This is a genomic window from Mycobacterium sp. IDUB_1, assembly GCF_055419625.1.
The window spans coordinates 848,151-872,171 of record NZ_JBVAYA010000001.1; the positions used below are offsets into that span (position 1 = coordinate 848,151).

At 69.3% G+C, this 24,021-nt stretch carries 30 protein-coding genes; 18 read left to right on the forward strand and 12 right to left on the reverse strand.

Annotation, left to right across the window (positions count from 1 at the left end):
• The first annotated feature begins 1 nt into the window (after position 1).
• The 6 genes from ACZYYX_RS04345 to ACZYYX_RS04370 are packed head-to-tail and all read left to right on the forward strand — an operon-like array spanning position 2 to position 5,386.
• Positions 2 to 1,564: a virulence factor Mce family protein gene (locus ACZYYX_RS04345; RefSeq protein WP_463813190.1), complete on the forward strand. Its 1,563-nt coding sequence runs from the start codon at positions 2 to 4 to the stop codon at positions 1,562 to 1,564.
• Entirely contained in the window at positions 1,534 to 2,175 is a 642-nt protein-coding gene (locus tag ACZYYX_RS04350; RefSeq protein ID WP_463813192.1) for a hypothetical protein, read from the forward strand. The genes ACZYYX_RS04345 and ACZYYX_RS04350 overlap by 31 nt, the downstream gene beginning before the upstream one ends.
• Positions 2,172 to 3,161, forward strand: a complete 990-nt coding sequence (locus tag ACZYYX_RS04355; RefSeq protein ID WP_463813193.1) for an RDD family protein — start codon at positions 2,172 to 2,174, stop codon at positions 3,159 to 3,161. The genes ACZYYX_RS04350 and ACZYYX_RS04355 overlap by 4 nt, the downstream gene beginning before the upstream one ends.
• Complete coding sequence (locus ACZYYX_RS04360) at positions 3,158 to 3,709, forward strand: mammalian cell entry protein (RefSeq protein WP_463813194.1); 552 nt, start codon at positions 3,158 to 3,160, stop codon at positions 3,707 to 3,709. The genes ACZYYX_RS04355 and ACZYYX_RS04360 overlap by 4 nt, the downstream gene beginning before the upstream one ends.
• A complete protein-coding gene (locus ACZYYX_RS04365; protein WP_463813195.1) occupies positions 3,676 to 4,605 on the forward strand; it encodes a mammalian cell entry protein in 930 nt (309 codons plus the stop codon). The genes ACZYYX_RS04360 and ACZYYX_RS04365 overlap by 34 nt, the downstream gene beginning before the upstream one ends.
• 13 nt (positions 4,606 to 4,618) lie before the next feature.
• Complete coding sequence (locus ACZYYX_RS04370) at positions 4,619 to 5,386, forward strand: fructosamine kinase family protein (protein WP_463813196.1); 768 nt, start codon at positions 4,619 to 4,621, stop codon at positions 5,384 to 5,386.
• Here the strand turns inward: ACZYYX_RS04370 and ACZYYX_RS04375 are convergent.
• Positions 5,379 to 6,461 carry a phosphodiester glycosidase family protein gene (locus ACZYYX_RS04375; protein ID WP_463813197.1) on the reverse strand — a complete coding sequence of 361 codons (1,083 nt, stop codon included), beginning with the start codon at positions 6,459 to 6,461 and terminating at the stop codon, positions 5,379 to 5,381. The genes ACZYYX_RS04370 and ACZYYX_RS04375 overlap by 8 nt on opposite strands.
• Before the next feature lie 162 nt (positions 6,462 to 6,623).
• Here ACZYYX_RS04375 and ACZYYX_RS04380 point away from each other — a divergent pair, with 162 nt between their 5' ends.
• Complete coding sequence (locus ACZYYX_RS04380) at positions 6,624 to 7,079, forward strand: SRPBCC family protein (protein ID WP_463813198.1); 456 nt, start codon at positions 6,624 to 6,626, stop codon at positions 7,077 to 7,079.
• On the opposite strand, the gene ACZYYX_RS04385 is transcribed toward ACZYYX_RS04380, so the two are convergent.
• Together ACZYYX_RS04385 and ACZYYX_RS04390 are read right to left on the reverse strand one after the other, a co-directional pair.
• Complete coding sequence (locus ACZYYX_RS04385) at positions 7,055 to 8,368, reverse strand: PQQ-dependent sugar dehydrogenase (protein WP_463813199.1); 1,314 nt, start codon at positions 8,366 to 8,368, stop codon at positions 7,055 to 7,057. The two genes, ACZYYX_RS04380 and ACZYYX_RS04385, sit on opposite strands and share 25 nt — an antisense overlap.
• Entirely contained in the window at positions 8,346 to 9,113 is a 768-nt protein-coding gene (locus ACZYYX_RS04390) for a pirin family protein (protein ID WP_463813200.1), read from the reverse strand. The genes ACZYYX_RS04385 and ACZYYX_RS04390 overlap by 23 nt, the downstream gene beginning before the upstream one ends.
• 94 nt (positions 9,114 to 9,207) lie before the next feature.
• Between ACZYYX_RS04390 and ACZYYX_RS04395 the strand changes: the two genes are divergently transcribed.
• Positions 9,208 to 9,648 (forward strand): MarR family winged helix-turn-helix transcriptional regulator, encoded by a 441-nt coding sequence (locus tag ACZYYX_RS04395; RefSeq protein WP_463813202.1) that lies wholly within the window; start codon positions 9,208 to 9,210, stop codon positions 9,646 to 9,648.
• A gap of 1 nt (position 9,649) precedes the next feature.
• Here ACZYYX_RS04395 and ACZYYX_RS04400 read toward each other — a convergent pair whose 3' ends face one another.
• From ACZYYX_RS04400 to ACZYYX_RS04410, 3 genes are all read right to left on the reverse strand, one after another.
• A complete protein-coding gene (locus ACZYYX_RS04400) occupies positions 9,650 to 9,973 on the reverse strand; it encodes an ArsR/SmtB family transcription factor (RefSeq protein ID WP_463813204.1) in 324 nt (107 codons plus the stop codon).
• On the reverse strand, positions 9,964 to 10,443 hold the full coding sequence (locus ACZYYX_RS04405) for an SRPBCC family protein (RefSeq protein ID WP_463813206.1): 480 nt from the start codon (positions 10,441 to 10,443) through the stop codon (positions 9,964 to 9,966). Before ACZYYX_RS04405 ends, ACZYYX_RS04400 begins: the two co-directional genes overlap by 10 nt.
• A 71-nt stretch (positions 10,444 to 10,514) precedes the next feature.
• On the reverse strand, positions 10,515 to 11,507 hold the full coding sequence (locus tag ACZYYX_RS04410) for a sigma-70 family RNA polymerase sigma factor (protein ID WP_463813207.1): 993 nt from the start codon (positions 11,505 to 11,507) through the stop codon (positions 10,515 to 10,517).
• Positions 11,508 to 11,590: 83 nt separating this feature from the next.
• Here ACZYYX_RS04410 and ACZYYX_RS04415 point away from each other — a divergent pair, with 83 nt between their 5' ends.
• The 5 genes from ACZYYX_RS04415 (at position 11,591) to ACZYYX_RS04435 (ending at position 15,441) form a co-directional block, all read left to right on the forward strand.
• Positions 11,591 to 12,430 carry an alpha/beta hydrolase gene (locus ACZYYX_RS04415; RefSeq protein WP_463813208.1) on the forward strand — a complete coding sequence of 280 codons (840 nt, stop codon included), beginning with the start codon at positions 11,591 to 11,593 and terminating at the stop codon, positions 12,428 to 12,430.
• A gap of 29 nt (positions 12,431 to 12,459) precedes the next feature.
• Positions 12,460 to 13,425 (forward strand): alpha/beta hydrolase family protein, encoded by a 966-nt coding sequence (locus ACZYYX_RS04420; protein ID WP_463814800.1) that lies wholly within the window; start codon positions 12,460 to 12,462, stop codon positions 13,423 to 13,425.
• Between the two features lie 79 nt (positions 13,426 to 13,504).
• Positions 13,505 to 14,257, forward strand: a complete 753-nt coding sequence (locus ACZYYX_RS04425; protein ID WP_463813209.1) for a DUF2786 domain-containing protein — start codon at positions 13,505 to 13,507, stop codon at positions 14,255 to 14,257.
• Complete coding sequence (locus tag ACZYYX_RS04430) at positions 14,254 to 14,754, forward strand: TIGR04338 family metallohydrolase (protein WP_463813210.1); 501 nt, start codon at positions 14,254 to 14,256, stop codon at positions 14,752 to 14,754. Before ACZYYX_RS04425 ends, ACZYYX_RS04430 begins: the two co-directional genes overlap by 4 nt.
• A 27-nt stretch (positions 14,755 to 14,781) precedes the next feature.
• On the forward strand, positions 14,782 to 15,441 hold the full coding sequence (locus ACZYYX_RS04435; protein WP_463813211.1) for an O-methyltransferase: 660 nt from the start codon (positions 14,782 to 14,784) through the stop codon (positions 15,439 to 15,441).
• Here ACZYYX_RS04435 and ACZYYX_RS04440 read toward each other — a convergent pair.
• Genes ACZYYX_RS04440 through ACZYYX_RS04465 form a run of 6 tightly spaced genes read right to left on the reverse strand, consistent with a single transcriptional unit; the run spans position 15,438 to position 21,296 of the window.
• Entirely contained in the window at positions 15,438 to 16,211 is a 774-nt protein-coding gene (locus ACZYYX_RS04440; protein WP_463813212.1) for a TauD/TfdA dioxygenase family protein, read from the reverse strand. The genes ACZYYX_RS04435 and ACZYYX_RS04440 overlap by 4 nt on opposite strands.
• 8 nt (positions 16,212 to 16,219) lie before the next feature.
• Positions 16,220 to 17,227, reverse strand: a complete 1,008-nt coding sequence (locus tag ACZYYX_RS04445) for a D-alanine--D-alanine ligase family protein (RefSeq protein WP_463813213.1) — start codon at positions 17,225 to 17,227, stop codon at positions 16,220 to 16,222.
• Position 17,228: 1 nt separating this feature from the next.
• Positions 17,229 to 18,590, reverse strand: coding sequence for an ATP-grasp domain-containing protein (locus ACZYYX_RS04450; RefSeq protein WP_463813214.1), 1,362 nt, complete (start codon positions 18,588 to 18,590; stop codon positions 17,229 to 17,231).
• A 10-nt stretch (positions 18,591 to 18,600) separates the two neighbouring features.
• On the reverse strand, positions 18,601 to 19,398 hold the full coding sequence (locus tag ACZYYX_RS04455; RefSeq protein WP_463813215.1) for an O-methyltransferase: 798 nt from the start codon (positions 19,396 to 19,398) through the stop codon (positions 18,601 to 18,603).
• The gene (locus ACZYYX_RS04460) at positions 19,391 to 20,608 is read right to left on the reverse strand and encodes a sedoheptulose 7-phosphate cyclase (protein WP_463813216.1); all 1,218 of its coding nucleotides are present in this window, start codon (positions 20,606 to 20,608) and stop codon (positions 19,391 to 19,393) included. The genes ACZYYX_RS04455 and ACZYYX_RS04460 overlap by 8 nt, the downstream gene beginning before the upstream one ends.
• 22 nt (positions 20,609 to 20,630) lie before the next feature.
• Positions 20,631 to 21,296 (reverse strand): HAD family hydrolase, encoded by a 666-nt coding sequence (locus tag ACZYYX_RS04465; RefSeq protein ID WP_463813217.1) that lies wholly within the window; start codon positions 21,294 to 21,296, stop codon positions 20,631 to 20,633.
• 201 nt (positions 21,297 to 21,497) lie between these two features.
• Here ACZYYX_RS04465 and ACZYYX_RS04470 point away from each other — a divergent pair, with 201 nt between their 5' ends.
• Genes ACZYYX_RS04470 through ACZYYX_RS04490 form a run of 5 tightly spaced genes read left to right on the forward strand, consistent with a single transcriptional unit; the run spans position 21,498 to position 24,004 of the window.
• Complete coding sequence (locus ACZYYX_RS04470; protein ID WP_463813218.1) at positions 21,498 to 22,070, forward strand: TetR/AcrR family transcriptional regulator; 573 nt, start codon at positions 21,498 to 21,500, stop codon at positions 22,068 to 22,070.
• Positions 22,067 to 22,834 (forward strand): DAPG hydrolase family protein, encoded by a 768-nt coding sequence (locus ACZYYX_RS04475; protein ID WP_463813220.1) that lies wholly within the window; start codon positions 22,067 to 22,069, stop codon positions 22,832 to 22,834. Before ACZYYX_RS04470 ends, ACZYYX_RS04475 begins: the two co-directional genes overlap by 4 nt.
• A 24-nt stretch (positions 22,835 to 22,858) precedes the next feature.
• Positions 22,859 to 23,242, forward strand: a complete 384-nt coding sequence (locus ACZYYX_RS04480; protein WP_463813221.1) for an SRPBCC family protein — start codon at positions 22,859 to 22,861, stop codon at positions 23,240 to 23,242.
• Positions 23,243 to 23,281: 39 nt separating this feature from the next.
• Positions 23,282 to 23,563, forward strand: a complete 282-nt coding sequence (locus tag ACZYYX_RS04485) for a GlsB/YeaQ/YmgE family stress response membrane protein (RefSeq protein ID WP_463813222.1) — start codon at positions 23,282 to 23,284, stop codon at positions 23,561 to 23,563.
• Positions 23,564 to 24,004 carry an SRPBCC family protein gene (locus tag ACZYYX_RS04490; RefSeq protein ID WP_463813223.1) on the forward strand — a complete coding sequence of 147 codons (441 nt, stop codon included), beginning with the start codon at positions 23,564 to 23,566 and terminating at the stop codon, positions 24,002 to 24,004.
• Positions 24,005 to 24,021 lie beyond the last annotated feature (17 nt).

The following is a 24,021-nucleotide window of genomic DNA, read 5'->3' on the forward strand; positions in this document are numbered from 1 at the left end:
AGTGCTGACCCGTTTCATCAAGATCCAGTTGGTCATCTTCACGGTGCTGACCGTGGCGGCGGTTGCCGTGCTGGGGTTGTACTACCTGCGCCTGCCGAGCCTGGCCGGCGTGGGGCAGTACACGCTCTACGCCCAACTGCCGCGCTCGGGCGGGCTGTATGCCACCGGCAACGTGACCTACCGCGGCACCCAGATCGGCAAGGTCACCGAGGTCGAGCCCACCGAGAACGGTGCTCGGGCCACGCTGAGCATCGGCAACGACGTCAAGATCCCGGTGGACGTGACGGCCGAGGTGCATTCGGTGTCGGCGATCGGCGAGCAGTATCTCGATCTCGTGCCCGCTGCCGACTCCAAGCAGTACCTCAGCCCGGGGCAGACGATCACGAAGAGCACGGTTCCGGCGGAGGTGGGGCCCGCGCTGGACGCGGCCAATCGCGGCCTGGCCGTGCTGCCGAAGGAGAAGATCGATTCCCTGCTGACCGAGACGTCGGCCGCGGTCGGCGGTCTCGGTCCCTCGCTGCAGCGTCTCGTCGAGTCGACGACGAACCTCGCCGAAGGCTTCCGCGACAACCTGCCGCAGGTCAACGACATCATCGCCAACTCGGCGCCGATCCTGAACAGCCAGGTGCAGTCGGGTGACGCGATTGCACAGTGGTCGCGCAACCTGAACATCATCGCGGGCCAGACCGCCGAGCAGGACGGTGCGCTGCGTAGCGGTCTGCAGCAGGCGGCGCCGACGCTGGATCAGGTGAACGCGTTGTTCTCCGACGTGCGGGACTCGCTGCCGCAGACGCTGGCCAACCTGTCGGTCGTCATCGACATGCTCAAGCGCTACAACAAGGGCCTCGAGCAGGCGCTGGTGGTCCTGCCCCAAGGTGCGTCGCTGACGCAGGCGGGCACGATCTTCGAGAACGAGGGTCTGCTGCACTTCGGTCTGTCGATCAACCTGCCGCCGCCGTGTATGACCGGCTTCCTGCCGGCTTCGGAATGGCGTTCGCCCGCCGACACGTCGATGGCGCCGCTGCCGTCGGGCACCTACTGCAAGATCCCGAAGGACTACCAGGGCAACGTCGTTCGCGGCGCTCGCAACTACCCGTGTGCGGATGTGCCGGGTAAGCGTGCCGCCTCACCGAAGGAATGCCACAGCAACGAGCCGTACGTGCCGCTGGGCACCAACCCGTGGTACGGCGACCCGAATCAGGTGCTGTCCTGCCCCGCCCCTGGTGCGCGCTGCGACCAGGGCGTGGACCCGGGTCGGGTGATACCGGCGCCGTCGGTGAACAACGGCATGAACCCGTTGCCGGCCGACCGGCTGCCCCCGCCGATGAGCGCCTCACCGGTCAGTGATCCGATCAGCCCACCGGGCTCGGGTACCGTCAGCTGCAGCGGGCAACAGCCCAACCCGTGCATCTACACTCCCGCGCAGGGGCCGCCCGGCAGCACCGCCGCGTACAGCCCCCAGAGCGGCGAGGTGGTCGGGCCCGACGGGGTGCGATACAACGTGAAGAACTCGAGTAACCCAGGAGATGACGGATGGAAGGAGATGCTGGCTCCAGCCGGCTGAACCCCCCCATCGACACCCCCGAGGACGGCGCCGCCGAGGAGACGACGGTCGCCGAAGAGTCCGTCGACGCGTCCGTGCCCGACCAGGTCCCGCCGGAGGATCCGCGTCGGCCGTCGCGGCTCAGCACGCGCTGGGTCGCCGCCCTGACCGCGGCGCTCGTTGTCCTTGCCGGCGGAGCTGTGGCCGGTGGCTACTACGCGTTGAAGGCCAACCAGCGCGCCGCGTCGATCGCCCGCAGCGACGACGCCGCACTGGCCGCTGCCAAGGAGTGTGTGGCTGCCACCAACGCGCCGGATACCGCGGCGATGACCGTCGCGCAGTCCAAGATCCTCGAGTGCTCGACCGGTGACTTCGGCGTCCAGGCCGGCCTGTTCGGCAGCGTGATCGCCGAGGCGTACCAGGCGGCCAATGCGAAGGTCGCCGTCGACGACCTGCGCGCCGCGGTCGAGCGGCACAACCCGGACGGGTCGATCAATGTGCTCGTCGCGGTCCGGGTGAAGATCACCAACTCGCAGGCCGCGAATCAGCAGGTCGGCTACCGGTTGCGCGCCACGATGGCGTTCGACGAGGGCCGCTACCGCATCGCCAAGCTCGACCAGGTCACGTCGTGACGACCGTCCTGCCGATCACCGACTCGACGTCCGACAGCGAGGTGCCGGAGGTCGACCGGGCGTCGTGGTCGGCGCGCGCGGGTGCACTGCTCGTCGACGTCCTGCCGGGTGCGGCCGTGATCGCGACGATGGCGCTACTGGCTCTGGCGTCGCCCGCCGACGGCTGGGCGCGCTGGTCTTTCACCGGTGCGGCCGGGGTGGCGCTGTTCGCGACGGCGGTCAACCGTCTTGTCCTTCCCGTGGCGACCGGCTGGACGATGGGCCGCGCGCTGTGCGGGATCGCGGTACGCGGACGGGCCGAATCCGGTGACGGCGCCGTCGTGGGCATCGGCCGATTGGCCGTGCGCGAACTCGCCCACCTGCTCGACACGCTGGCGGTGTTCGTCGGCTGGCTGTGGCCGCTGTGGGATCGCCGGCGGCGGACCTTCGCCGACATGCTGGCCCGCACTGAGGTCGTCGTCGTCGAGCGGCCGGCGCGCAACATGCGGCGGCTCGTCGCGATGGTGTTGATCGTGGTGGCACTGGTGTGCGCGGCGGCAGCCGGCTTGGGCTACCTCACGGTGTACCGGCACGAGCGTGCCGTCGATGCGGCACGCGTCCAGATCGACGAGCAGGGCCCGCGCATCGTCGAGCAGATGCTCACCTACAGCGCCGACACCATGGCCGCTGACTTCGCCCGGGCGCAGTCGCTGACCACCGACACCTACCGCGAGCAGCTCACCGCGCAGCAGCAGGCCGCCCAGAAGGCGGGGATCAAGTCCAACGAGTACTGGGCGGTGAGCCATGCGGTGCTGACCGATCCGCCGGTCACGCCCGATACGGCGTCCATGCTGCTGGCAATGCAGGGCCAGCGCGGTGACGATCCGAAAAATCTGAAGTTCATCACGGCGACGGTGCGCGTCGACTTCGACCGCACCGACGGCCAGTGGCGGGTGGCGAACCTGACCGTGTTGAAGAAGCCCCAGATGAATCCGGCCGGCCAGTGAGCCCGCGGCGCAAGGTCGACGACACCGCGACCGACTACTTCGGCAGCGAGCCCCGCAAGCCGAAGCGCTGGGGGCTGCCGGTGGTGGGGGCGGTGGTGGCGCTGGTGGTCGCCGCGGCGATCACGGCAAGCACTCTGATGCTGATCCGGCACGAACACGATCGGTCCGAAGCCGTTCAGGAGGCATCGGCGCTGGGGTACGCCCGCGAGTTCATGACGGAGTACATGACCCTGGACCCCTTCAACGCCAACGCCTACGCGGACCGGATCGCCGCGCAGGCGACCGGCGAGTTCGCCAAGGGTTTCAAAGAAAAGCAGAACGAGATCCTGCTGCAGGTGGCCCGCGGAGAACCGACCACCGGCACGGTGCTCGCCGCGGGGGTGCAGCGCTGGAACGACGACGGCAGCGCCGACGTGCTGATCGCGACGAAGGCGACGTCGACGACGCCCGACGGCAAGACGACGATCGAAAGTGGCAGCCGCTGGATCGCCACGACGATCAAGGAAGGACAGCAGTGGAAGATCAGCAACCTGATTCAGGTGATCTGACCACCGACGAGTCGGCGACTCCCAGCGATCCCGCGACCCCGCCGCGCCGCCGCCGGTTCTTCCGGCGGACCCGCGCGGCAGCGCCCGCCGCGGAGCAGCCCGAGGAGACGGTCGAGCGGCTGAAGCCCGACTCGTCCGCGGTGGAGACACCGCTCGACCAGCCGACCGATCAGCCGAAGAAGCCCGTGGGTAAGGCAGCGCGCACCCCGAAGCCAGACGTGAGTGCCGACCCCGACACCGCCACCGACACCGTCACCGAGCCGGACGCTGAGGCCGGGGACGCACCCGAGGAGGCCGCAGAGGCAACCGGCGGGGACGCAACCGACGGGGCCGCACCCGCAGCCGAGATCCGGATGGTCGAGCACCGTCCCGCAGGGCGCGGACTGGTCGCGGCCGCGGTCGTCGCCTCGGTGCTGTTCGTCGGCGGAGGTGCGTTCGCGGGCGCGATGGTGCAGCCGTACCTCGCGCAGCGGGCTCTGAATACCACCAAGCTCGAGATCGCGCGCACCGCGACCGCAGCGATCACTGCGTTGTGGACCTACACCCCCGACGACATGCCTGCCCTGGCCGACCGCGCATCACGGTTCCTCGGCGGCGACTTCGCCGGCGACTACCGCAAGTACATCGACGCGATCGTCGAGCCGAACAAGCAGGCGCAGGTCACCAACACGACCGAGGTGGTCGGTGCGGCCGTGGAGAGTGTCTCGCCCGCGCTCACGCCGACGGACGCCACGGCGATCGTGTACACCAACTCGATCTCGACGAGCCCCGTCACCAAGAACATCCCGTCGCTGCGCTATCTGTCCTACCGCCTGACGATGAAGCGCGACGGCGGGGAGTGGCTGATCACCCGGATGTCGACGGTCACGTCGTTCGACCTCACCCCGCAGCTGTAGGGACGCGTTTCGCGTGTTCCACGTGAAACGTCACCCGAATGCTCCGCCGGGGTTCTTTCGCTGTGAAGCTGTTGGGCTGCAATGGCTTTCGGATGCCGACGGGGGTGTTCCCACCGCGAGGGTGGTCGCCGTGGACGAGCACTCGTTGACGCTGGAGCGCCTCGCGTCGGTGGCACCTGAGCGTGCGGCCGCGCGGACATTCGGCGCGCGGTTGGCACACACCCACGCCGCAGGCGCCGACGGCTTCGGGGCGTCACCGCCCGCATGGGCCGCGCCGTCAGGCTTCTTCGGTCCTCTTGACCAGCCGTTGCCGATGACCTACAGCCACGACAGCTCGTGGGGACGTTTCCACGCCGAACATCGACTCACGCCGATGCTCGAGCGGGCGCGGCCCAGCCAGGATGTCCGCCAGGCGGTCGAGGCAGTGGTGTCACGTTGTGTAGCAGGTGTTTTCGACGATCCTGATGAGCAGCCGTGCCGGCTGCACGGTGACCTGTGGAGCGGCAACGTGATGTGGACCGCCGACGGTGTGGTGCTGATCGACCCCGCGGCGCACGGCGGGCACCGGGAGACCGACCTCGCGATGCTGGCGCTCTTCGGCTGTCCGCACCTGGACGAGATCGTCGCGGGCTACCAGGAGGTCCGCCCGCTGACCGCGGGGTGGCGTGACAGGGTCGGGCTGCACCAGCTCTATCCGTTGCTCGCGCACGTCGTGCTGTTCGGTTCCGGCTACGAGCGGCAGACGTTGGCGGCCGCCCGCAGCGCACTGGCGGCTAGTTGAAGGCCAGCCACGCCGGCTGCGCCCGTTCGTGCGAATCGCACAGCACCGCCATCGTGTCGCAGGAGCCCTGTGGCGAACCCGCGCCAGCCCACATGCCGCCGGTGTCGCGGCGCAGCACGATGGCCGACGAACCGCCACCGTCGAGCAGGACCGCGGTGTCGCTGCCGAGCCCTCGGAACAGGTCCTGGATCTGGTCAGGCGTGTAGTTGCCGCCGGAGAACACGTACATCTCGTCGCGGTCGCGTACGTAGGCGATCGCGGTGCGCGCCGCGCTCGGGCCGGGGTCGTTCATCTGGCCGGTGTCGCCGGGGGCGAGCAGGTGCATACCGGCGACCGCAACGAAACGGGTGCCCTTGTCAATCAGGCCGGCGATCACGGGGGAGGCCGCGTCGAAGTCGGTGTCGCTCGTCGGCGGTACCACGAACGGTGCACCCTGGACCGGCAGGATCATCGTCGAGAGCGCCATCCAGTTCTCGTTGCCGCCCGAGAGTCCCTGCTTGCCGGCGTAGGCCAGCGTGCCCGTCACTGCGGCGTTGGTCCGGCCGAGATTGCGGGTGTTGTCGACGTAGGCGCCCAGCGGCGAGCTGCAGCCCGTCGACTTCCACGAACCGCCCTGCTGGCCGCGCACGTCGAAGAAGTTCGCGTTGATCGCGATCGTCGGTTGGCCGAGTACCTGCCATGCCTGCAGCGGCGAGTAGGTCTCGGAGGCCTGCAGAAGACCCTCGGCGGTTCGGGCGCGGGGGTCACGCTCGCAGCGGGCCTGGAACCCCGTGTGGGAGTCGGCCAGCAGTCGCGGCGCCAACCTCGACGAGGCGCCCTTGATGATCATCAGCCGGCCGCCGTTCCCCATCTCGTACCAGCGGCCCGCGGCGTCGAGCATGGGCGCCGGCGCACCGGACCCGAAGTTGTACACCAGATACGAGCCCTTGGTGGTGGCGATCGCGGCGGCGAGCAGCTCGCGAGCGCTGGCTGCGGCGGCCCCCGGCGCGCTGACCCCGGCGGCCACCAGGGCGCACACCACCGCTGCGGCCGCGCCGCACAGTCGTCGCCGGATGTTTGCGGTAGGAGTCGACATCGACGGCTCCTTCGAGGGGTGGATCGACCTGGGCTGGTCAGCACGTCAACAATAATCCCAGCAGAAACGGTGTCAACTTTCGTCACAGCGGTATCACAGATTGATGCCGCGAAGATTGCTGCAACGGTTTGCTGCGTAGCTCCCAGCGGGTACCTGTGGACCATGCCCACCGTGACCCGTACGTTCACCGTGAGTCCGCCGCCGCCGGTCGTCGTCGACTACCTCAAGGATTTCGCGCACGCCGAACAGTGGGACCCGGGCACTCAACGCTGCGAGCGCATCGACAGCGGTCCGGTCGCCGAGGGCGCCTACTGGCACAACGTCTCGAAGATCCTGGGCAGGACCGCCGAGCTGACCTACACTCTCGACGAACTCACCGACCACAAGGTCGTCTTCGTCGGCGAGAATGGCTCGTCCACCTCGGTCGACACCATCACCGTCGAGCGCGACGGTGCGGGATCGGTGATCACCTACGAGGCGGAACTGCAGATGCACGGCACGGCCAAGCTGCTCAATCCGGTGATGAAGCTGGCGTTCGAGAAGTTGGCCGGCGAGACCGAGAAGCGACTGGCGGCCGTGCTCAACAGCCTCGATCAGCGCGACGGCGCCAGCCGGTAGATCGCGTCTGCGGCGTCGTCGGTGATGTAGACCGCGCCGTCCGGGCCCACCACGGCGGCGACCGGTCGGCCCCACCGTGATCCGTTCTCGCCCTGGAAACCGCCCACGAGCGTCTGCTGGTTCTCGAGACGGCCGTCACGCCACGGATAGAACGACACCTCGGGCTCGCGCGGCGGCTGGCGGTTCCACGAGCCGTGCACGCCGATCAGCGCGCCCTGCGCGTAGGGCGCGGGCAGAACGCCGTCGACGAAGCTCATGCCCAGCGGAGCCGAGTGCGCTCCCATGCTCTGCTCGACGGGTGGCAGCGCCGCGCAGTCCATCTCGGTGCCGTCCGGATTCGTCTGGACGTCTCGGATGAAGGGCAGGTCGGCGGGTCCAGAAGCGGCTGGGCCGGGATTGCAATAGGGCCAACCCAATTCGCGGCCCGGCGTCAGTCGCGCGATCTGCTCGCGAGGGTTCTCGCCGACGTAGGCGGGATCGACCTGGCCGGTGCTCGGGTCGGCGATGTTGTCGCGGCCGTTGTTCGCCGTCCACACGGCGCCGTCGGGTGCGACGGCCAGGCCGGTGCCGTTGCGTACACCGGTCGCGAACGGCGTGGGGGGGCCGCCGCCGGGCGGGACCCGCATGATGGTCGCCCGCGGCGGGGTGGCGGTGCGGTCGTCGGCCGAGATGTTGCCGGTCGATCCGATCGAGAAGTACACCGCGCCGTCCGGTCCGACCGCCACGCTCTTGAGGGCGTGCGAGTACGCGCCGCGCAGATCCGGACTCTTGGCGTCGGGCAGCCCGCCCGCGATGACGCGCGGGTTCGTCGCCCTGCCGGCCGCGTAGTCGTAGGCGTCGATCTGATCGCTCTGCGCCACGTACAGCGTCGAGCCCGCGATCGCCAGGCCGTGCGGTTGGTCGAGTCCGTCGAGCAGCACCGTCTGCGTCGCACCGGCACCATCCGGGGTGAACCGCAGCACCGAGCCCGCGCTCGGAACCGACACCAGAAGCGTGCCGTCGGGCGCCCAGGCCGCCAGCCGGGGCCGCGGGGTCCGCGCCCAGACCGACAGCTGCCACCCCGTCGGCACCCGGACTTGGCGCGGCTGGTCGAACGGTGCTTCGGCCATGCCGGGTGGGATGGTCACGTCGACGGTGCTCGTGCCTGTTGCGGGCGGCGCCGACGTCGCCGTCGGCCCGGATGACGCCGAGGGTGACGGTGCGGGTTCCGACGCGCTGCTGCATCCGGCGATGAGTGTGGCCGTGACGAGCAGCGTGCCGACGTGGCTAGGCCGCGGCGAGACCGGCATGCATCTCCCAGACGAGGATCTCGGCGGCATCGGTCGCGGTGACGCGCTGGCCACCGGAGGCGGTGAATCGCACGGCGTCGCCCTCGTGCAGCGGCCCCGCCCCCTCGAGCACCACCTCGCCGCGGGGCACGAACAGGTGCAGGTAGGGGGCGTCGGGCAGTTCCACGCTCTGCCCCGGCTGGAGCCGGGCGCCGTGTAGCGCGGCGTACCGGTTGGAGATCGTGATGGCCGCTGCGTCGCTGTGGTCGGGCATGCCCGACGCGATGGTCACGAGACCGCCACGCAGCAATTCGTCGTCGATCTCGAGTTGCTGGTAGCCCGGGGTGATGCCCGACTCGTCGGGGACGACCCACATCTGCACGAAATGCACTGGCTCACTGTGGGTTTGGTCGCCGGTCAGCGTCCATGAATCGTTCTTCTCGGAGTGCAGGATGCCTCGCCCCGCCGACATGCGCTGCGCCAGACCGGGGTAGATGACGCCCGAGTGGCCGGTGGAGTCCTGATGCACCAGCGAGCCTTGGAGCACCCAGGTGACGATCTCCATGTCGCGGTGCGGATGGGTGTCAAAACCGGTGCCGGGCTTGACGATGTCGTCGTTGTTGACCAGCAGCAACCCGTGGTGGGTGTTGTCGGGGTCGTAGTGGCCGCCGAACGAGAACGAGTGCTTGGAGTCCAGCCAGGCGATCTTCGTGGCGGCGCGGTCGGCGGCACGGCGGATGTCGACGCCGTCGGGGGTGGTGCTCATGGGAATCACTCCTTGAAGAGTCCTGGCCAGCCTAGGTGGCTGCTCTGCGTCCGACAACATGCATGACACATCATGTATTCCGTACAGTGGGGTGATGGAGTGGCTGACCCCTGAGCAGCAGCGCATCTGGCGCGACTATCTCGCGATGACCAGCCGCCTGCACACCGCGATGCACCGTCAGCTGCAGTCCGACTGCGAGCTCTCGCTGTCCGATTACGACGTGCTGGTCGCGCTGTCCGAACGCGGGCCGTTGCGCATCACCGAACTGGGGGAGCTGATCGGGTGGGAGCAGAGCCGGCTCTCCCACCAATTGCGCCGGATGCGCGGGCGCGGACTCGTTGAACGCCAGGGTGACGACGACGACCGCCGGGCGGCCACCGTCGAGATCACTGCCGAGGGCCGGTCGGCGCTGGAGGTTGCGGCGCCGGGACACGTCGACCTGGTGCGCACCGTCGTGTTCGACGGCCTCTCGCCTGCCCAGCAGCGTGCGTTCGGGGCCGCGATCGGCCGGGTGCTCGAGCGTCTTGCGCGCTGAACTACTCCTCGACCAATGCCCGCAGCCGGTCGATGCGCCGGTCCCACCGCTGCGACAGGGTGGCCAGAAGATCCTGCGCCGCGAGCAGTGATCTGGTGTCCACGGACCAGATGCGTTCCCGCCCGCGTTTCACGCTGCGCACCACGCCGGCTGACTCGAGCAACGTCAAGTGCTTCGTGGCGGCCTGCCGGGTCACCGGAACCGCCTGCGTGACCGTCGACGTCGACGACGGCCCGGTGTCGCAGAGCCAGATGATCATGCGCAGCCGGTGGGGATCGCCCAGCGCATCGAACAGCGGCGCCGCGCTGGTGAGGCTCACGCCCACTGCGGAGCCGCCAGGTACTGCCCGACGAGGCGCAGCTGCGTGGCCCAACCGCCACTGTTGTCGCTGAAAGCCGCGGCACGACGGGATTCGGGGAGGGCGTCGAAACCCGACTCCACGATCTCGAGCAGGACACCGTCCTCGGCTTCGGTGAGCGTGAACTCCACCAGCGTGGTCAGATCGGCGAACTCGGGCTCGGGCAACGGGTTCCAGCGGAACGCGAAATAGCGTGGCGGCGTGACCGTCACGACGTGCAGCGGAAACGTCATTCCGGCGAATTCCTTCTGCTGCGCGGCGACCTCGTCGTCGACTGCGGTCGGTGTCATCATCCCGGTCACCGTTTCTCCCGCGACGAACGGCCCGTCCACCGTCATGCCGAACCAGGTGCCGAACTCGCCGGAGTCGCTGATCGCTCGCCACACCCGGTCCAGGGGGGCTCGCAGCACGGCACTCTTCTCGATGCGATCGGTCATGATATGCAACCTCCTCGTTGCCTATCACGCTAGAGCGCCGTGGTGACATGCGCAACCTTTTGGTTGCTTTTCTACAGCTGTGCCGGCAGACCGAAACGCTCGAACAGCGATGTCTCCATGAACGCCACAACATGCGAGATCCCGGCGGTGCGCGCATCGAGCACGTGCAGCTGGAACGCCTCGTGCACACCGGTCTGCGGATTGCGCATGTACAGCGCCGCGACCGGTTGACCGTTGGCCGTGGTGCGCAGGAACCGCATGTCGCCCGGCCCCTCGGCGGGGCAGTGGAACTTCGACAGCGCGACGATGTCGGCCGGACCGTCGTACCAGCCGTCGAAGGGCGGCATCTCCCACACGGCATCGGCGGTGAACAACTCCACCAGCCGGTCGATGTCATAGGTCTCGAACGCCGAGATGTAGCGGTCGAGCAGGTCGGCCGTCTGCGGGGAGTCGGGCGGCAGCGCTGCGTCGTCCCGCGCGGGGGCGACCTCGTCGAGCTGTGCCCGGGCGCGCTGCAACAGGCTGTTGACCGCCGCGGTGGACACCCCGATCGCGTCGGCGACCTCGGCCGCCCGCCACTGCAGCACCTCGCGCAGCACCAGGACCGCGCGCTGCCGGGCCGGCAGGTGCTGCAGCGCCGCGATGAACGCCAGCCGCACGGATTCGCGGGATTCGACGATGACCGAGGGGTCCGACGGATCGGCCCCCGGTGCGTCGGGCAGCGGCTCGAGCCAGGCGATCTCGTGGCGCTCGTGCAGCTCGCCGAGCGGGTCGGACGCCGGCTGGCCCAGCCCGCTGGGCAGCGGCCGGCGGTTGCGGCCCTCCAGCGCGGTCAGGCAGGTGTTGGTCGCGATGCGGTACAGCCACGTGCGCACCGATGACTTGCCTTCGAAGTTCTTGTAGGCCTTCCACGCCCGCAGGTACGTCTCCTGGACCAGGTCCTCGGCGTCATGCAGCGAGCCGGTCATCCGGTAGCAGTGCGCGAGCAGCTCACGCCGGTACCGCTGGGCATCGGCGAGAAAGGCGTTCTCGGCGCTGCTGTCATCGACAGCCAACACGGTCACGGTGCCCGAGCTTAATGAGTGCCACCGACGAAGTCAGCCATGCTCGGCTGCCGGGGCGGCGGGCGCTCGCTAGTCTGCCGTGCATGCCCGTGACGAGAACCGAACGCAGCTTCGACGGAGTCGGTGGCGTGCGCATCGTCTACGACACGTGGACGCCGGACCGGACTCCCCGCGGTGTGGTGATCCTCGCCCACGGATACGCCGAACACGCCCGTCGCTACGACCACGTGGCGGCCCGGTTCGGCGAGGCCGGGCTGCTGACCTACGCGCTGGACCACCGCGGGCACGGCCGCTCCGGAGGCAAGCGGGTGCTGCTGCACGACATGTCCGAATACACCGCCGACTTCCACACGCTGGTCGGGATCGCCGGCACCGAACATCCCGGCCTGCCGCGCATCGTGCTGGGCCACAGCATGGGCGGTGGGATCGTGTTCAGCTACGGCGTCGAGCATCCTGACGACTACACCGCGATGGTGCTCTCCGGACCCGCCGTCGCCGCCCAGTCCGTACTGCCCGCGGCCAAGGTGGCGGCGGCCAAGCTGCTGGGCCGGCTCGCGCCCGGGCTGCCGGTGGAGAAGCTGCCCGCCGACGCGGTGTCGCGCGACCCCGACGTCGTCGCCGCATACGAGGCCGACCCGCTGGTCCACCACGGCCGGCTGCCCGCGGGCATCGGCCGTGCGTTGATCCTCGTAGGGGAGACGATGCCCCGGCGGGCCGCCGCGATCACCGCGCCGATTCTCGTGGTGCACGGCGACGCCGACCGCCTCATTCCGGTACAGGGCAGCAGGACGCTGGTCGAGTGTGTGGGCTCGGCCGACGTGCACCTCAAGGAGTACCCGGGGCTCTATCACGAGGTGTTCAACGAGCCGGAAAAGGCGCTGGTGCTCGACGACGTGACCACCTGGATCGAGTCGCAGCTGTGAGGCGGGTGGTTGCGCTGCTGCTGGGCGCGATGCTGCTGTGCGCCCCGGCGTGCTCGTCGAAGTCCGACGCTCCCGCGCCGGCGTGGGTCGACGAGGACGTGTCTTTCGACGCCGACGGGCTGACGATCTACGGCACCTACCGGCACCGCAGCGGTGAGGAGAAGGGACCCGCGGCGCTGCTGATATCGGAGAGCGGCAACACCGACCGCAACGGCGACAACCAGGTCGCCGGCCCCATCGGCAACATGCGGCAGCTGGCCGAGCTGCTCTCCGAGCACGGCGTCGCGACGCTGCGCTACGACAAGGTCGGCACCGGCAGGACCGGGATCGGACCGTACAAGGACCATCCCGACGACGTCGTCAGCAGCGTCTACACGACCGGCGCCAAGGCGGCGCTGCGGTTCCTCGCCGGGCAGTCCGACGCCGATGCCGGCCGGCTGTCGGTGTACGGGCTGGGGGAGGGCAGCATCCACGCGCTGACGCTGGCCGGGGACACCGCACCCGACGCGCCGAAGGTGCACTCGCTGGGGTTGTTGCAGCCGCTGCCCGGGCGATATCTCGACATCATCACCACCCGCGTCTCGGCGGGCGGTTCGCCCGAGACGGTCGCGGCGTGGAAGGCCGCCGTGGCGCAGATCCGCACGCAGGGCACGGTGCCCGCCACACTGCCGGACGGGCTGAACGCGATCGTGAACCCGGGCAACATCAAGGCGGTGATCGACGCCGACCGGATCGATCCGCTGGCGCTGGCGGCCGCGGTGCCTGCGGGCACACCGGTGCTGCTCACCTGCTCGGACTCCGACAACCAGGCCAACTGCACCAACGCCCGGCCGCTGATCGACGCGCTGAGCCGGACCGCGCTGACGGTCACCGAACTCAAGGGTGTCAACCACGTCCTGCGTGACGATCCGACCGACAACATCGCCAACTACGCGAAGAAGGATCCGCTCTCACCGCAGCTGGTGTCCGCACTCGACAGCTTCGCCACGCGCTAGCTGTGGATGAAAACGGTTGTGGGGATGGGCGACACTGGTCGGTGATGACTGTCAGCGGTCCGGCCTAGGTTTTCCAGACATGAGTACCGACGAGAAGATGCTGGCCCGGATCGCGGCACTGCTGCGCCAGGCCGAGGGCACCGACAACACCCACGAGGCCGAGGCGTTCATGGCCGCCGCGCAGCGGTTGGCCACCGCCACGTCGATCGACCTGGCGGTCGCACGATCGCACAGCGCCGAGCGCACCGCGGCGCAGACGCCGGTGCAGCGGACCATCACGATCGGCGAGCCCGGAGCCCGCGGGCTGCGCACCTATGTGCAGTTGTTCGTGCTCATCGCCGCCGCCAACGACGTCAAGTGCGACATCGCCTCGAACTCGACGTTCGTCTACGCCTACGGGTTCGCCGAGGACATCGACGCGACCCATGCGCTGTACACCAGCCTGGTGCTGCAGATGGTGCGCGCGTCGAAGGACTACATCGCCTCCGGCGCGCACCGCCCGACGCCGACCATCACCGCGCGCATCAACTTCCAGCTCGCGTTCGGGGCGCGGGTGGGGCAGCGGCTGTCCGAGGCGCGGGAGCAAGCTCAGCAGGAGGCCACCCGCGGCCCGCAGAGCAATCCGGGGACCGCGATCGCGTTGCGCGACAAGGACCTCGAGCTCAAGGACTACTACCGGCAGTCGTCGCGGGCGCGCGGGACGTGGCGGGCCACCAGCGCGACGGCGGGCTACTCGTCGGCGGCGCGGCGCGCCGGTGACCGGGCGGGGCGTCGCGCCCGGTTGGGTGGGGAGACCGAGCTGGCAGGAGCGCGCACGGCGCTGGAGAGGTGAGCCGGGACACCCAGCGCGCGAAAGTCTATGCCGCAGAACAGTTCGTGCGGACGATGTTCGATCGGGCGGCCGAGCGCAACAACCGGGTGGTGGACTTCTTCGGCACGCAGCTGACGTTGCCGCCGGAAGCGCGGTTCGCGTCCGTGGAATCGGTGCAGGCCTATGTCGACGACGTCCTGTCGCTGCCCGCGGTGCGGGCGGCGTGGCCGGGCGCGAGAGCGTTGCGGGTCCGTCCCCGCCGCGGGGCGACGGCGGCGCACTTCGAACGCGACGGAGCGATCATCGCGGTTCCTGTCCAGGACGACCAGGACCGGACCCGTTGGGCGCTGAGGGAATTGGTGGTGCTGCACGAGATCGCCCACCATCTGTGCGACGCCGAGCCCGCCCACGGCCCGGAGTTCGTCGCGACGCTGCGTGAGCTGGCCGCCGCGGTGATGGGTCCCGAGGTCGCCCACGTGCTGCGGGTCGTGGGTGCGAAAGAGGGTGTCCGGGGCTGAGGCGGTGCGGGCGGTAGGTTCGCAGGCGTGACGGATCCGGATTGGGTGTCTCTCGACGAACTGTTCACCGAGCTGCTGCACAGCGAGGACGATGCGCTGCGGGCGGCTCGTGAGGCGGGGGTGGCGGCGGGCATGCCGGCGATCGAGGTGTCCCCGCAGCATGCGCGCCTGCTGTCGCTGTGGGTCCAGGTGGCCCGGGCCCAGCGGGTGCTGGAGATCGGCACGCTCGCGGGCTACAGCACGATCGCGCTGGCGCGGGCCGTCGGCGCGCAGGGCTCGGTCGTCAGCCTGGAGTTCGAGCCCGCGCACGCCGAAGTGGCGCGGGCCAACCTCGAGCATGCGGGGGTGGCAGATCGCGTGGAGGTGATCGTGGGCGCGGCGCTGGACACCCTGCCGACGCTGGCCGACCGGCCGCCGTTCGATCTCGTGTTCATCGACGCCGACAAGGAGAACAATGTCGCCTATGTCGAGTGGGCGATGCGGCTCGGCCGGCCCGGCACCGTGATCATCGTCGACAACATCGCCCGGTCTGGCCGCGTGCTGGACCCCCGACCCGAGGACCTGCAGGCCCGCGCCGTGCGGGACATGCTGACGATGATGGGCGAGCATCCCCAGCTCGACACCGCCGCGATCCAGACGGTCGGCACCAAGGGCTGGGACGGCTTCGCGGTCGCTGTGGTGCGTTAACCCCAGCTCGCCCGGTCCCGCACGGTGCCCCGGTGCATCACCCGGTCGCCGACGACGCCGTCGTGGTCGGCCTTGTGCATCACGCAGCGGTTGTCCCACATCACGACGTCGTGCGGCCGCCATGCATGCCGAAAGACGTTGTCCGGCTGGGTGGAATGCGTGAGCAACTCGTCGATCAGCGCGGCCGCGGCCTCCGGGGCGAGCCCGCTCACCGCGCGGCACCGGTCCCGCGTCGACAGGTACAGCGCGGTCCGGCCCGTCAACGGGTGACGCATCGCCAGCGGGTGTCGCGCCTCGGTCTCGGCATCCCCGTCGAGCTCCAGACCCGTGACGACGTGCGTGACCACGCGGTTGCGGATCTGCGCCTGCAGCTGACGCGGCAGCGTGGCGTACGCGGTGTACTGGTTGGTGAACAGCGTCTGCCCGCCGCGCTCGGGGACGGTCACCGCGCGCAGCGCCGTGTACGCGGGCGGGGTGCGCAGGTAGCTGGTGTCGACGTGGAACGACGAGCGGGGCGCGCGGGTGCGCCCGACGTTCGTGATGACGTTGAGCAGCGGGGCGCCCGGCACCGGTGTCTCACCGGTCGTGAACGCCAGGGTGCCGAAGCTCTCGAGGAACTGTACGAATGCGTCGTCATCGACCTGCTGGTCGGGCAGCACGAGCACGCCGTGCACCGCCAGCAGAGCACGCAGATGTGAGACGACGGTGGGGTTGAACGGTCCCACCTCCACCCCGCGCACCTGTGCGCCGACGGGGTCTCGCGTGCTCACCTCGAGACTCACGCCGCCGCGATCCTCGCCTCGCCGCACAGGGTGTCGAACAGCTCGAGAACTGAATAGCCCTGGGCCGCAGCCATCTTCGCGATCACGCTCGAGGGCGCGAAGGAACAGTACGGTCCCGCTTCCAGGAACCACGGCTGGCCGTCGGGGTCGATGCGGAAGTCGAAGAGTCCGTAGTGCCGGCAACCCAACGCCGCGAAGCACGTCCGCGCCGCGTCGAACACGGCCGCCTCGACCGGATCCCCGGGTGCCACGATCCACGCCCGGCCCCCGTCGCCGGCCGTCAGTCGCAGCTCACCGCCGTCGGAGCGGCCCAGCTTGTCCGCGGGCACCCGGATCGGGGCGTTGAGTGCGTACTCCTCCAGCGGCAGGCACACCAGGCGGCCGTCGATGTCGAGCACGCCGCACCGCACTTCGCGGCCGAGCGGGATGAAGGTCTCGGCCAGCACGTCGGCGCTGTGCGCGGCGGCCCGGGCGACGGCGCCGGCGAGCTCGCCGCGTTCGGTCACCAGCGACACCCCGACCGAGTTGTCGGAGCGGGCGGGTTTGACGACGAGCGGCAGCGGCAGATCCACCCGGTCGGCTTCGGTCACGAGCCGCCCCTCGGGCACTGCCACGCCCCGGGCCGCGACAAGGGCGCGCGCGATCGCCTTGTCAGCGGTGTTGGCCATCACCTCGGCGGTGTTGCCCAGGAAGGGGAGGCCGAGCACGTCCAGCAGCGCCCGATAGGAGGTCATGCCGGGCAGACAGAACATCTGCGGTAGAACGACATCGGGCCGCATCTCGGCGAGCCGTGCGATGCCGGCTGTCGGTGGCAGCGGTTCCGCGGCGGCCAGACTGCCGGCATCGAGGGCGTCGGGGAACTGCCAGCTCCCGCTGGGGGCTACGTAGGCGAAGCGCACCTCGTGCGTGGGCGAGAGCGCCTCGGCGCTGGCGCGCGCATACAGCCGCGACAGTTCGGCGTTGAATTCGTCGACGGGAGAGCCCACCAGTTGAACGAGGCGCATGTCAATCCCCGCCGTTCTCGACGAGCTTGCCGATGTTGAAGTCGATGCGGCGCCACCCGCGGCGCTGACGCAGATTGCTGACCAGCAGCGCCGGGATCTGCAGGTGGTAGACGCCGAGATAGGGCAGCGGATCCCACGCCGCGAAGATCGCGTCACGGCCGCGGGCGATCACCCACAGGCGACGCAGCCGGTCGGGCCCGCGCAGCAGCCGCCACAGTTCGTGGTAGATCCAGTAGGTCGGTGTCGAGCCGGGCAGCGGGGTGATCGTCGGATGCCCGTCGGTGAGGTAGGCGTGCGCCACATCCGGATGATCGTGGAACATCGTGATCGCGCTGTGGGTTCGCGGATTGCATTCGATGGCGTAGGGCCGGCCGTCGGCGCCGGAGATGAAGTCGAACGAGATCTGCCCGCTGACACCGGTCGCCGCGGCGAAATGTTCCACCCAGGAACGGATTTCGGGTTTGTCCGCGAAGCCGTAATTCAGCTGCACCGCCGAGGATTCGCAGCAGCCGTACACGGTGACGGTGCCGCCCCGCAACGTCGCATGCGTGCAGTACTCCTGGCCGTCGACGTACTCCTGCAACAGCCACGGATCGCTGGGTGAGATGCCGAGCGAGCGGGCGAACTCGGCGTTGCGCTCGGGCGTCTCACGCCGGAGCCGGGTCAGGTCGGTGCGGCCGACCGGGTTGTAGGCGAGCCGCTTGAGGACGTACGACCGGCCCGGTACGAAGTCGAACCGCTCGATGTCGGTCGCGTCGGTGATCAGCTGGCACTCCGGCACGGACAGGCCCAGCGAGGAACACAGCGTGCTGAAGTCCCGCTTGTCGTCCAGTGTCGCGATCAGCGCGGCCGAGCCGTGCAGCACCTCGCATCGATCGCCGACGAGGTCGTGCACGGCGGCCTCGGGCACGCTGGCCGCAGGGCTGGACACCGGCACGAAGACGTCGACACCTTCGCGAGCGATGATGTCCGCCAACGCCGTTGGATAGCGCGGGTCGGTCGCCTCAGGTGTGCAGTAGAACGCGTCGACCGCGCGGGAGAAGCGATGTCCGGTGAGGCGGTACTTGGCCGACTCGACGAGTACCACGCGGTGGCCGGCCAGATGGAACGCCCGCGCCACGTGCAGGGCCTTTGTCATCTTGCCGCCGCTGACGAGCACCGTGCGCCGAGTGCCGGCGGTGCGCACCGCCGGGCGGGGAGCGCGGCGAGCCAGCGCACCGGCGGTGATCGCCACGTCGACGGGCAGGGTGGCGGCCAGTCCGGCGAGGACGGAGAGGGTGCGGGCGGCGTCACGTGGTCGGGCGTGACGCCGCACCGCACCCGCCGGGGCGGCCCGGTCTGTGGGGTGCGCGGCCAGGGTCATCGCGGCACCATCATCGTCCTAGCGGCCGCATCAGCGTGAGCCCGTCGCGCACGGGGATCAGCACCTGCTCGACCCGGGGGTCGGCGGCGAGCGCCCGGGTGAATTCGGCAATGGCTGCGCCGTTCTCGGTGGTGACGGCAGTCCACGGTTGACCCTGCATCAGCGTGTTGTCGACGGCGATCACCGCATCGGGGGCCAGTAGCGTGGAGTCCAGCAACAGATCCACGTATGCCTGGTAGCCGCCTTTGTCGGCGTCGATGAACACGAAGTCGAACGCTTCCTCGCCGGCACCGGCCAGCCGGCGCAGCGTGTCGAGCGCCGGCCCGGGCTCGATGCGGATGCGATGTCCGACGTCGGATCGGCCGAACCCTGCTTGCGCGACTGCTGCTGCGTCGGCGTCGATCTCGCACGCCACCACCGTGCCGTCGTCGGGCAGAGCCTCGGCCATCGCCAACGCTGAATACCCCGTGAACATCCCGATTTCGAGGACCCTCACCGCCGAAGACATCCGGACCAGGAACTTCAGCAGCTGTCCCTCGACGTGCCCGGACAGCATCTCCTGCTCGAGGCCGTCGTGCCACGGCTGGGTGCTGGTGTCGCGGGCCAGTTCGGCCAGCGCCGGTGACTCCCCGGTGGTGGCCGCGGCCACATAGGGGTCCAACCCCGCCGCCAGATCGCGAGCCCGTGAAAGGCGTTCGAGGACAGTGTGATCGAGCGTACCGCTCAACTCCTCACACAGCTCGGTGAGCTGCGCGGCGAGGATCGATGTCGGCGTGACGGGCCGGGGTGCGGCGACCGTGTCAGGCATCGACGGTGGCGTAAGTGAAGGCGTCGACGCCGTCTCCTCCGCGGTCGAGGCCCGAACACAGCTTCTTGTGCAGTGTGAGCGTGTCGACCAGTTCGTCGACGGTCACGTCGTTGAGGAAGCGGCAACTGCCGATCGGGTCGGGCACCGCGGCCCGCAGGATGCCGTCGCGCGTGCGAAGAATCGCCGCTGTCGCGGTCTCGAGCAGCTCGGGCGTCAGGTACGGCGAGTCCAGCGACAGCCCGAGCGCGCTCATCGTCGTCAGCACCCGGTCCCGCTCACCCGCGGTGAGCAATCCGCGCCGCTCGGCGAGCGTCACCGACAGTGCCATGTCGATGTTGATCGCGTGGCCGTGGAAGAACGGGGTCGGCGGGGTCAGCTCCAGTGTGGGACTCCACGTGTGCCCGAACGCGATCACCCGGTCCAGGTCGATCTCGTGCAGGTTGGGTGCCTCGAGCTCGAGCATCGTGGCGATCGCCTCATAGGTCAGCCGGTGCGCGACGGCACGCAGCCGCTCGTCGCCGCCGAGGTGGCCGAAGCGGGTCGAGAGCAGCTCGGGACCGAACCGCTCCAGCATGTCGAAGATCTCGGCGTTGCCGACCACCGAGATCTTGATCAGCTCGGCCATGCCGTTGCGGATCTGGTCCTCGGGCAGTGTCTTGAGGAAGGAGAAATCGAGGAACACCTGGCGTGATGCGTGGTAAGCGCCGAGCCGGTTCTTGTGGTGCCCGTGGTTGACCGCGACCTTGATCGACACGCTCGCGTCGATGAGACCGATCAGCGTGGTCGGGATGCGCAGGTACGGGGTGTTGCGGCGGTAGCTCGCGCACGCGAAGCCGGCGACGTCGGTGGTTAACCCGCCGCCGACGACCAGCACGGGTTCGGTTCGCACCAAACCGAATTCGTCGAACGCGGTGACGATGCGCTCGAACGTCTCCAGTGACTTCGCGGTCTCGTGGATGTGCACCCCGATGACCGTCAGATCGATGCCGTAGTGGGCGAAGTAGGCGTCGATGCTGTCGCGGTAGAGGTCGTAGACCACCTCGTCGATCACCATCAGGGTGCGGCCGTAGGGCAGGTAGGCCTCGGCCAGGTCCCGGTTGGTCACGTCGAAGACGCCGTCGACATAGGTGAGGTCATACGAGATGCGCTCGTAGCCTTCGACGTGAAAGTTGCGCTCGGAGGCGGTGACTCGGGCGGTGAGGTCGCTCATGGGAGGTCTTCCGTTCGGGTGCTCAGGCGGCGGCCAGGGAGACGACGCGGTCGGCGTCGAGTTGGTCGGCGGTGTCGGTGGCGTCGTCGAACTCGGCGCCGGCGGTGTTGGCGTTGGGGAAGGCGATGCAGCGCAGCCCGGCGGCGCGGGCCGCGCGTACGCCGCCGACGTTGTCCTCGATCGCAACGGCGTCGGCGGGGTCCAGACCGAGCCAGTCCAGCGCCAGGATGTAGGCCGCGGGTGCGGGTTTGGTCTCCTCGACGTGCTCGTCGTAGACGATCACGTCGAACGTGGACGCGTCGATCTGGGGATCCAGCGCGGCCAGCAGGGCGTCGACGTTGGCCTTCGAGGTCGTGGTGACGAACCCGAGCTTGTATCCCGCCGACTTGGCGTGCTCGATGGTCTCGCGTACCCCGGGCCGCAGGATCAGCGTGACGTCGGCGAGGAGCTGTTGGAACAGCTGCGACTTCGTGGCGTGCACGGCGGCGGCGTCGACGTCGTCACCGCGCTCGGCCGCGAAGTCGGCGATGCGCTGCGCACCGCCGTTGCCGCCGAGCATGCTGCGGTACTCGTCCTGCGACCAATTCCAATCCAGACCGTGCTGGGCGAATGCGTCGTTGAAGGCCTGACGCTGCAGTTCCGAGGTGTCGGCGAGCGTGCTGATCGATCCGAAAAGTATGGCGGGCATGGGAATTCCCTTCGCGCTGAGAGAGTTTCGAGCATGGCTCCCCGGGCGCCCGGTGCTGGACGCTGATCGGAGGAAAGACTGTCGATCGACCGATTCTGGATCTACAGTTCATTAGTACACAGACCAGTCACTAATGAAAACCCTGTCCATCGATTCAGATTCTGACGCGTTGGTGACACACCCACGACGGAAGGTGCCACCGTGCCCAGCAGTACGGACATCCCAGACGAGGACGCGCGGGTGTCCCGGACACGCGCCGATGTCGGCCGTGCGGCCTTGGAGGTACTGCGATCCGACGGATTCGACGACCTGTCCCACGCCCGGGTGGCCGAGCGGGCCGGCTATTCCAAGACCACGCTCTACGCGCATTGGCCATCGCGGCTCGACCTGCTGCGACTCGCCCTCGACGCGCTCGGCCGGCTGCCCCACCACCAGCCCACCGGAGATCTGCGGGCCGACCTGATCGCCGAACTGACGGCGTTCCGGGCGTCCTTGGCCGACGTGCGCCTGGACCGGGTGCTGTGCGGCCTGGCCGACGGGGCCGCGGGGGCGGAGGCGGCGCTGTTGCGTGACCGGATCACCGTCGAGGCTCAGCGTGGACTGCGGGCGCTCCTGGCGCAGCGCTTCGCCGGGGCACGGCTGCACGCGGCGCTGTCCATGCTCTCCGGCGCCGTCGCCTGCTCGTCGCTGATGGTCGGAGCGCCACCTGACGACGCCGCGTTGGCCGACGCGGTGGACATGCTGCTCGGAACGGGTGAAGACTCCGTGCGGTGACGGGCTATCTGGGCTACCGGGCGAACGACGCGGACACCGCGTGGGGTGAGTTCTTCGATCCGCGGATGAGTCCACTGCCCGGCCACGTCGTCGACGCGCTGCACCACGGCCCCCAGGCGGCCCCACTCCTGCTCGACTTCGACGGTGTGGCAGAGCTTCTCGACGAGGGGTACCACGCGACCGAGACCGGATACGGATGGTCGCCCACCGGCGGGACGCGCGTCGCGGTCCGCACCGACATGCCCGGGGTGACCCCGGCAATGTGGGACTGGTGGTTCGGTTGGCACGGCAGCGATGGACGTCGGTACAAGCTGTGGCACCCGCGTGCGCACGTGTCTGCGCGCTGGGCCGACGGCGGCGGTGACGGCGGCTACGTCGGGCGGACCTCTCTGGTCGAGGAGTACCTCGGGTCGGCGTTCACCCACGCGGCGATCCGCTTCGTCGCCCCCGAGAAGCTGGGCCTGTCCGCAGACCCGTCGACCGTGACGGTGTGCGCGCGGCTCGGTTCTGCCGATCTGCCCGTCGACATCGGCTGGCTGGTGCACCAGGTGCGGCCGGTCGGCGACGGTGCCGAGATGCGGTCGCGGTTCTGGCTGGGGGGCCCGCACGTCCAGGTGCGTCGAGCAAACAGGCTCGTGCACAACGCCGTTCGGCCCTTCGCACACCGGCAGCTGCCTGACCCGCGGGACCTGCTGGTGCACTGTGCGCAGGAGATGAACCACCTCGCCGGCTTCCTCCCCGTTCTGTACGAGCGGTTCGCCTGACGCCGCGCGGGTACTCCGTACCCCGTGTGGACAGTGAGCAGACGGATTCCCGCGCCCGCCGACACGGTGTGGCAACTCCTGGTCGACCTCGACGCCTGGCCGGTCTGGGGGCCGACCGTCGCCGGCGCCGAACTGGACCGCGGCGGCTTCGAAGTCGGCGCGACCGGCCGGGTCTGGACACCCGTCGGTGTTCCCCTGCCCTTCACCATCACCGAACTCGTCCCGGGCAGGACGTGGGCGTGGCGCGTGGCCGGAGTGCCGGCGACCCGCCACGGCGTCGAACCGGCGGGGGGCGGCTGCCGAGCATGGATGAGTGCACCCGTGTGGGCACCCGCCTATCTACCGGTGCTCGCTGTGGGTCTGCGTCGCATCGGCGAGATGGCGGTTGATTCTGGCGCGGACGGGTAACCGTGCGGCCGTCGGGACATTGCTAACAAGGAGCACATCGTGATCGGAACAATCATCGGCGCCATCGTCGTGGGTCTCATCGTCGGGGCGTTGGCCCGGCTCGTGATGCCCGGGAAGCAGAACATCGGCGTCCTCATGACGATCGTGCTCGGTGCGCTCGGCTCGTTCCTCGGGGCGTGGGTCTCCTACAAGCTCGGTTACTCCAACCAGAACGGTGGCTTCAAGATCATCCCGTTCCTGGTCGGCGTCATCTTCGCGATCGTGCTGATCGCGGCCTACCTCGGCATCACCGGCAAGCGCCGCACCGGACCCCGCGTCTAGATGGCCGTCACCGAAACGCGCGAGACCGTCATCGAAGCGTCTCCCGCGGAGATCATGGACGTGCTGTACGACCTCGAGTCGCTCACCGAGTGGTCCTCGTCGCATCAGTCGGTCGAGATCCTCGAACGTGACGAGGAGGGCCGGCCCAAACGATCTCGACAGGTGGTGAAGATCGTCGGGGTCAGCGACGAGCAGGTGCTCGACTACTCGGTGCACGACGACGGGGTCAGTTGGACGCTGGTCAGTTCCCAGCAGCAGCGGGCGCAAGAGGGCCGCTACACGCTGACCCCCGATGGGGACAGCACCCGCGTGAGGTTCGAACTGACCGTCGACCCCACCGTGCCCCTGCCCGGCTTCCTGATCAAACGGGGAGCGAAGGGTCTGATGGAGACGGCCACCGACGGTCTGCGGAAGAGGGTGCTCGCCGTCAAAGGTGGGTGAAGATTTTTCGGAGCGCC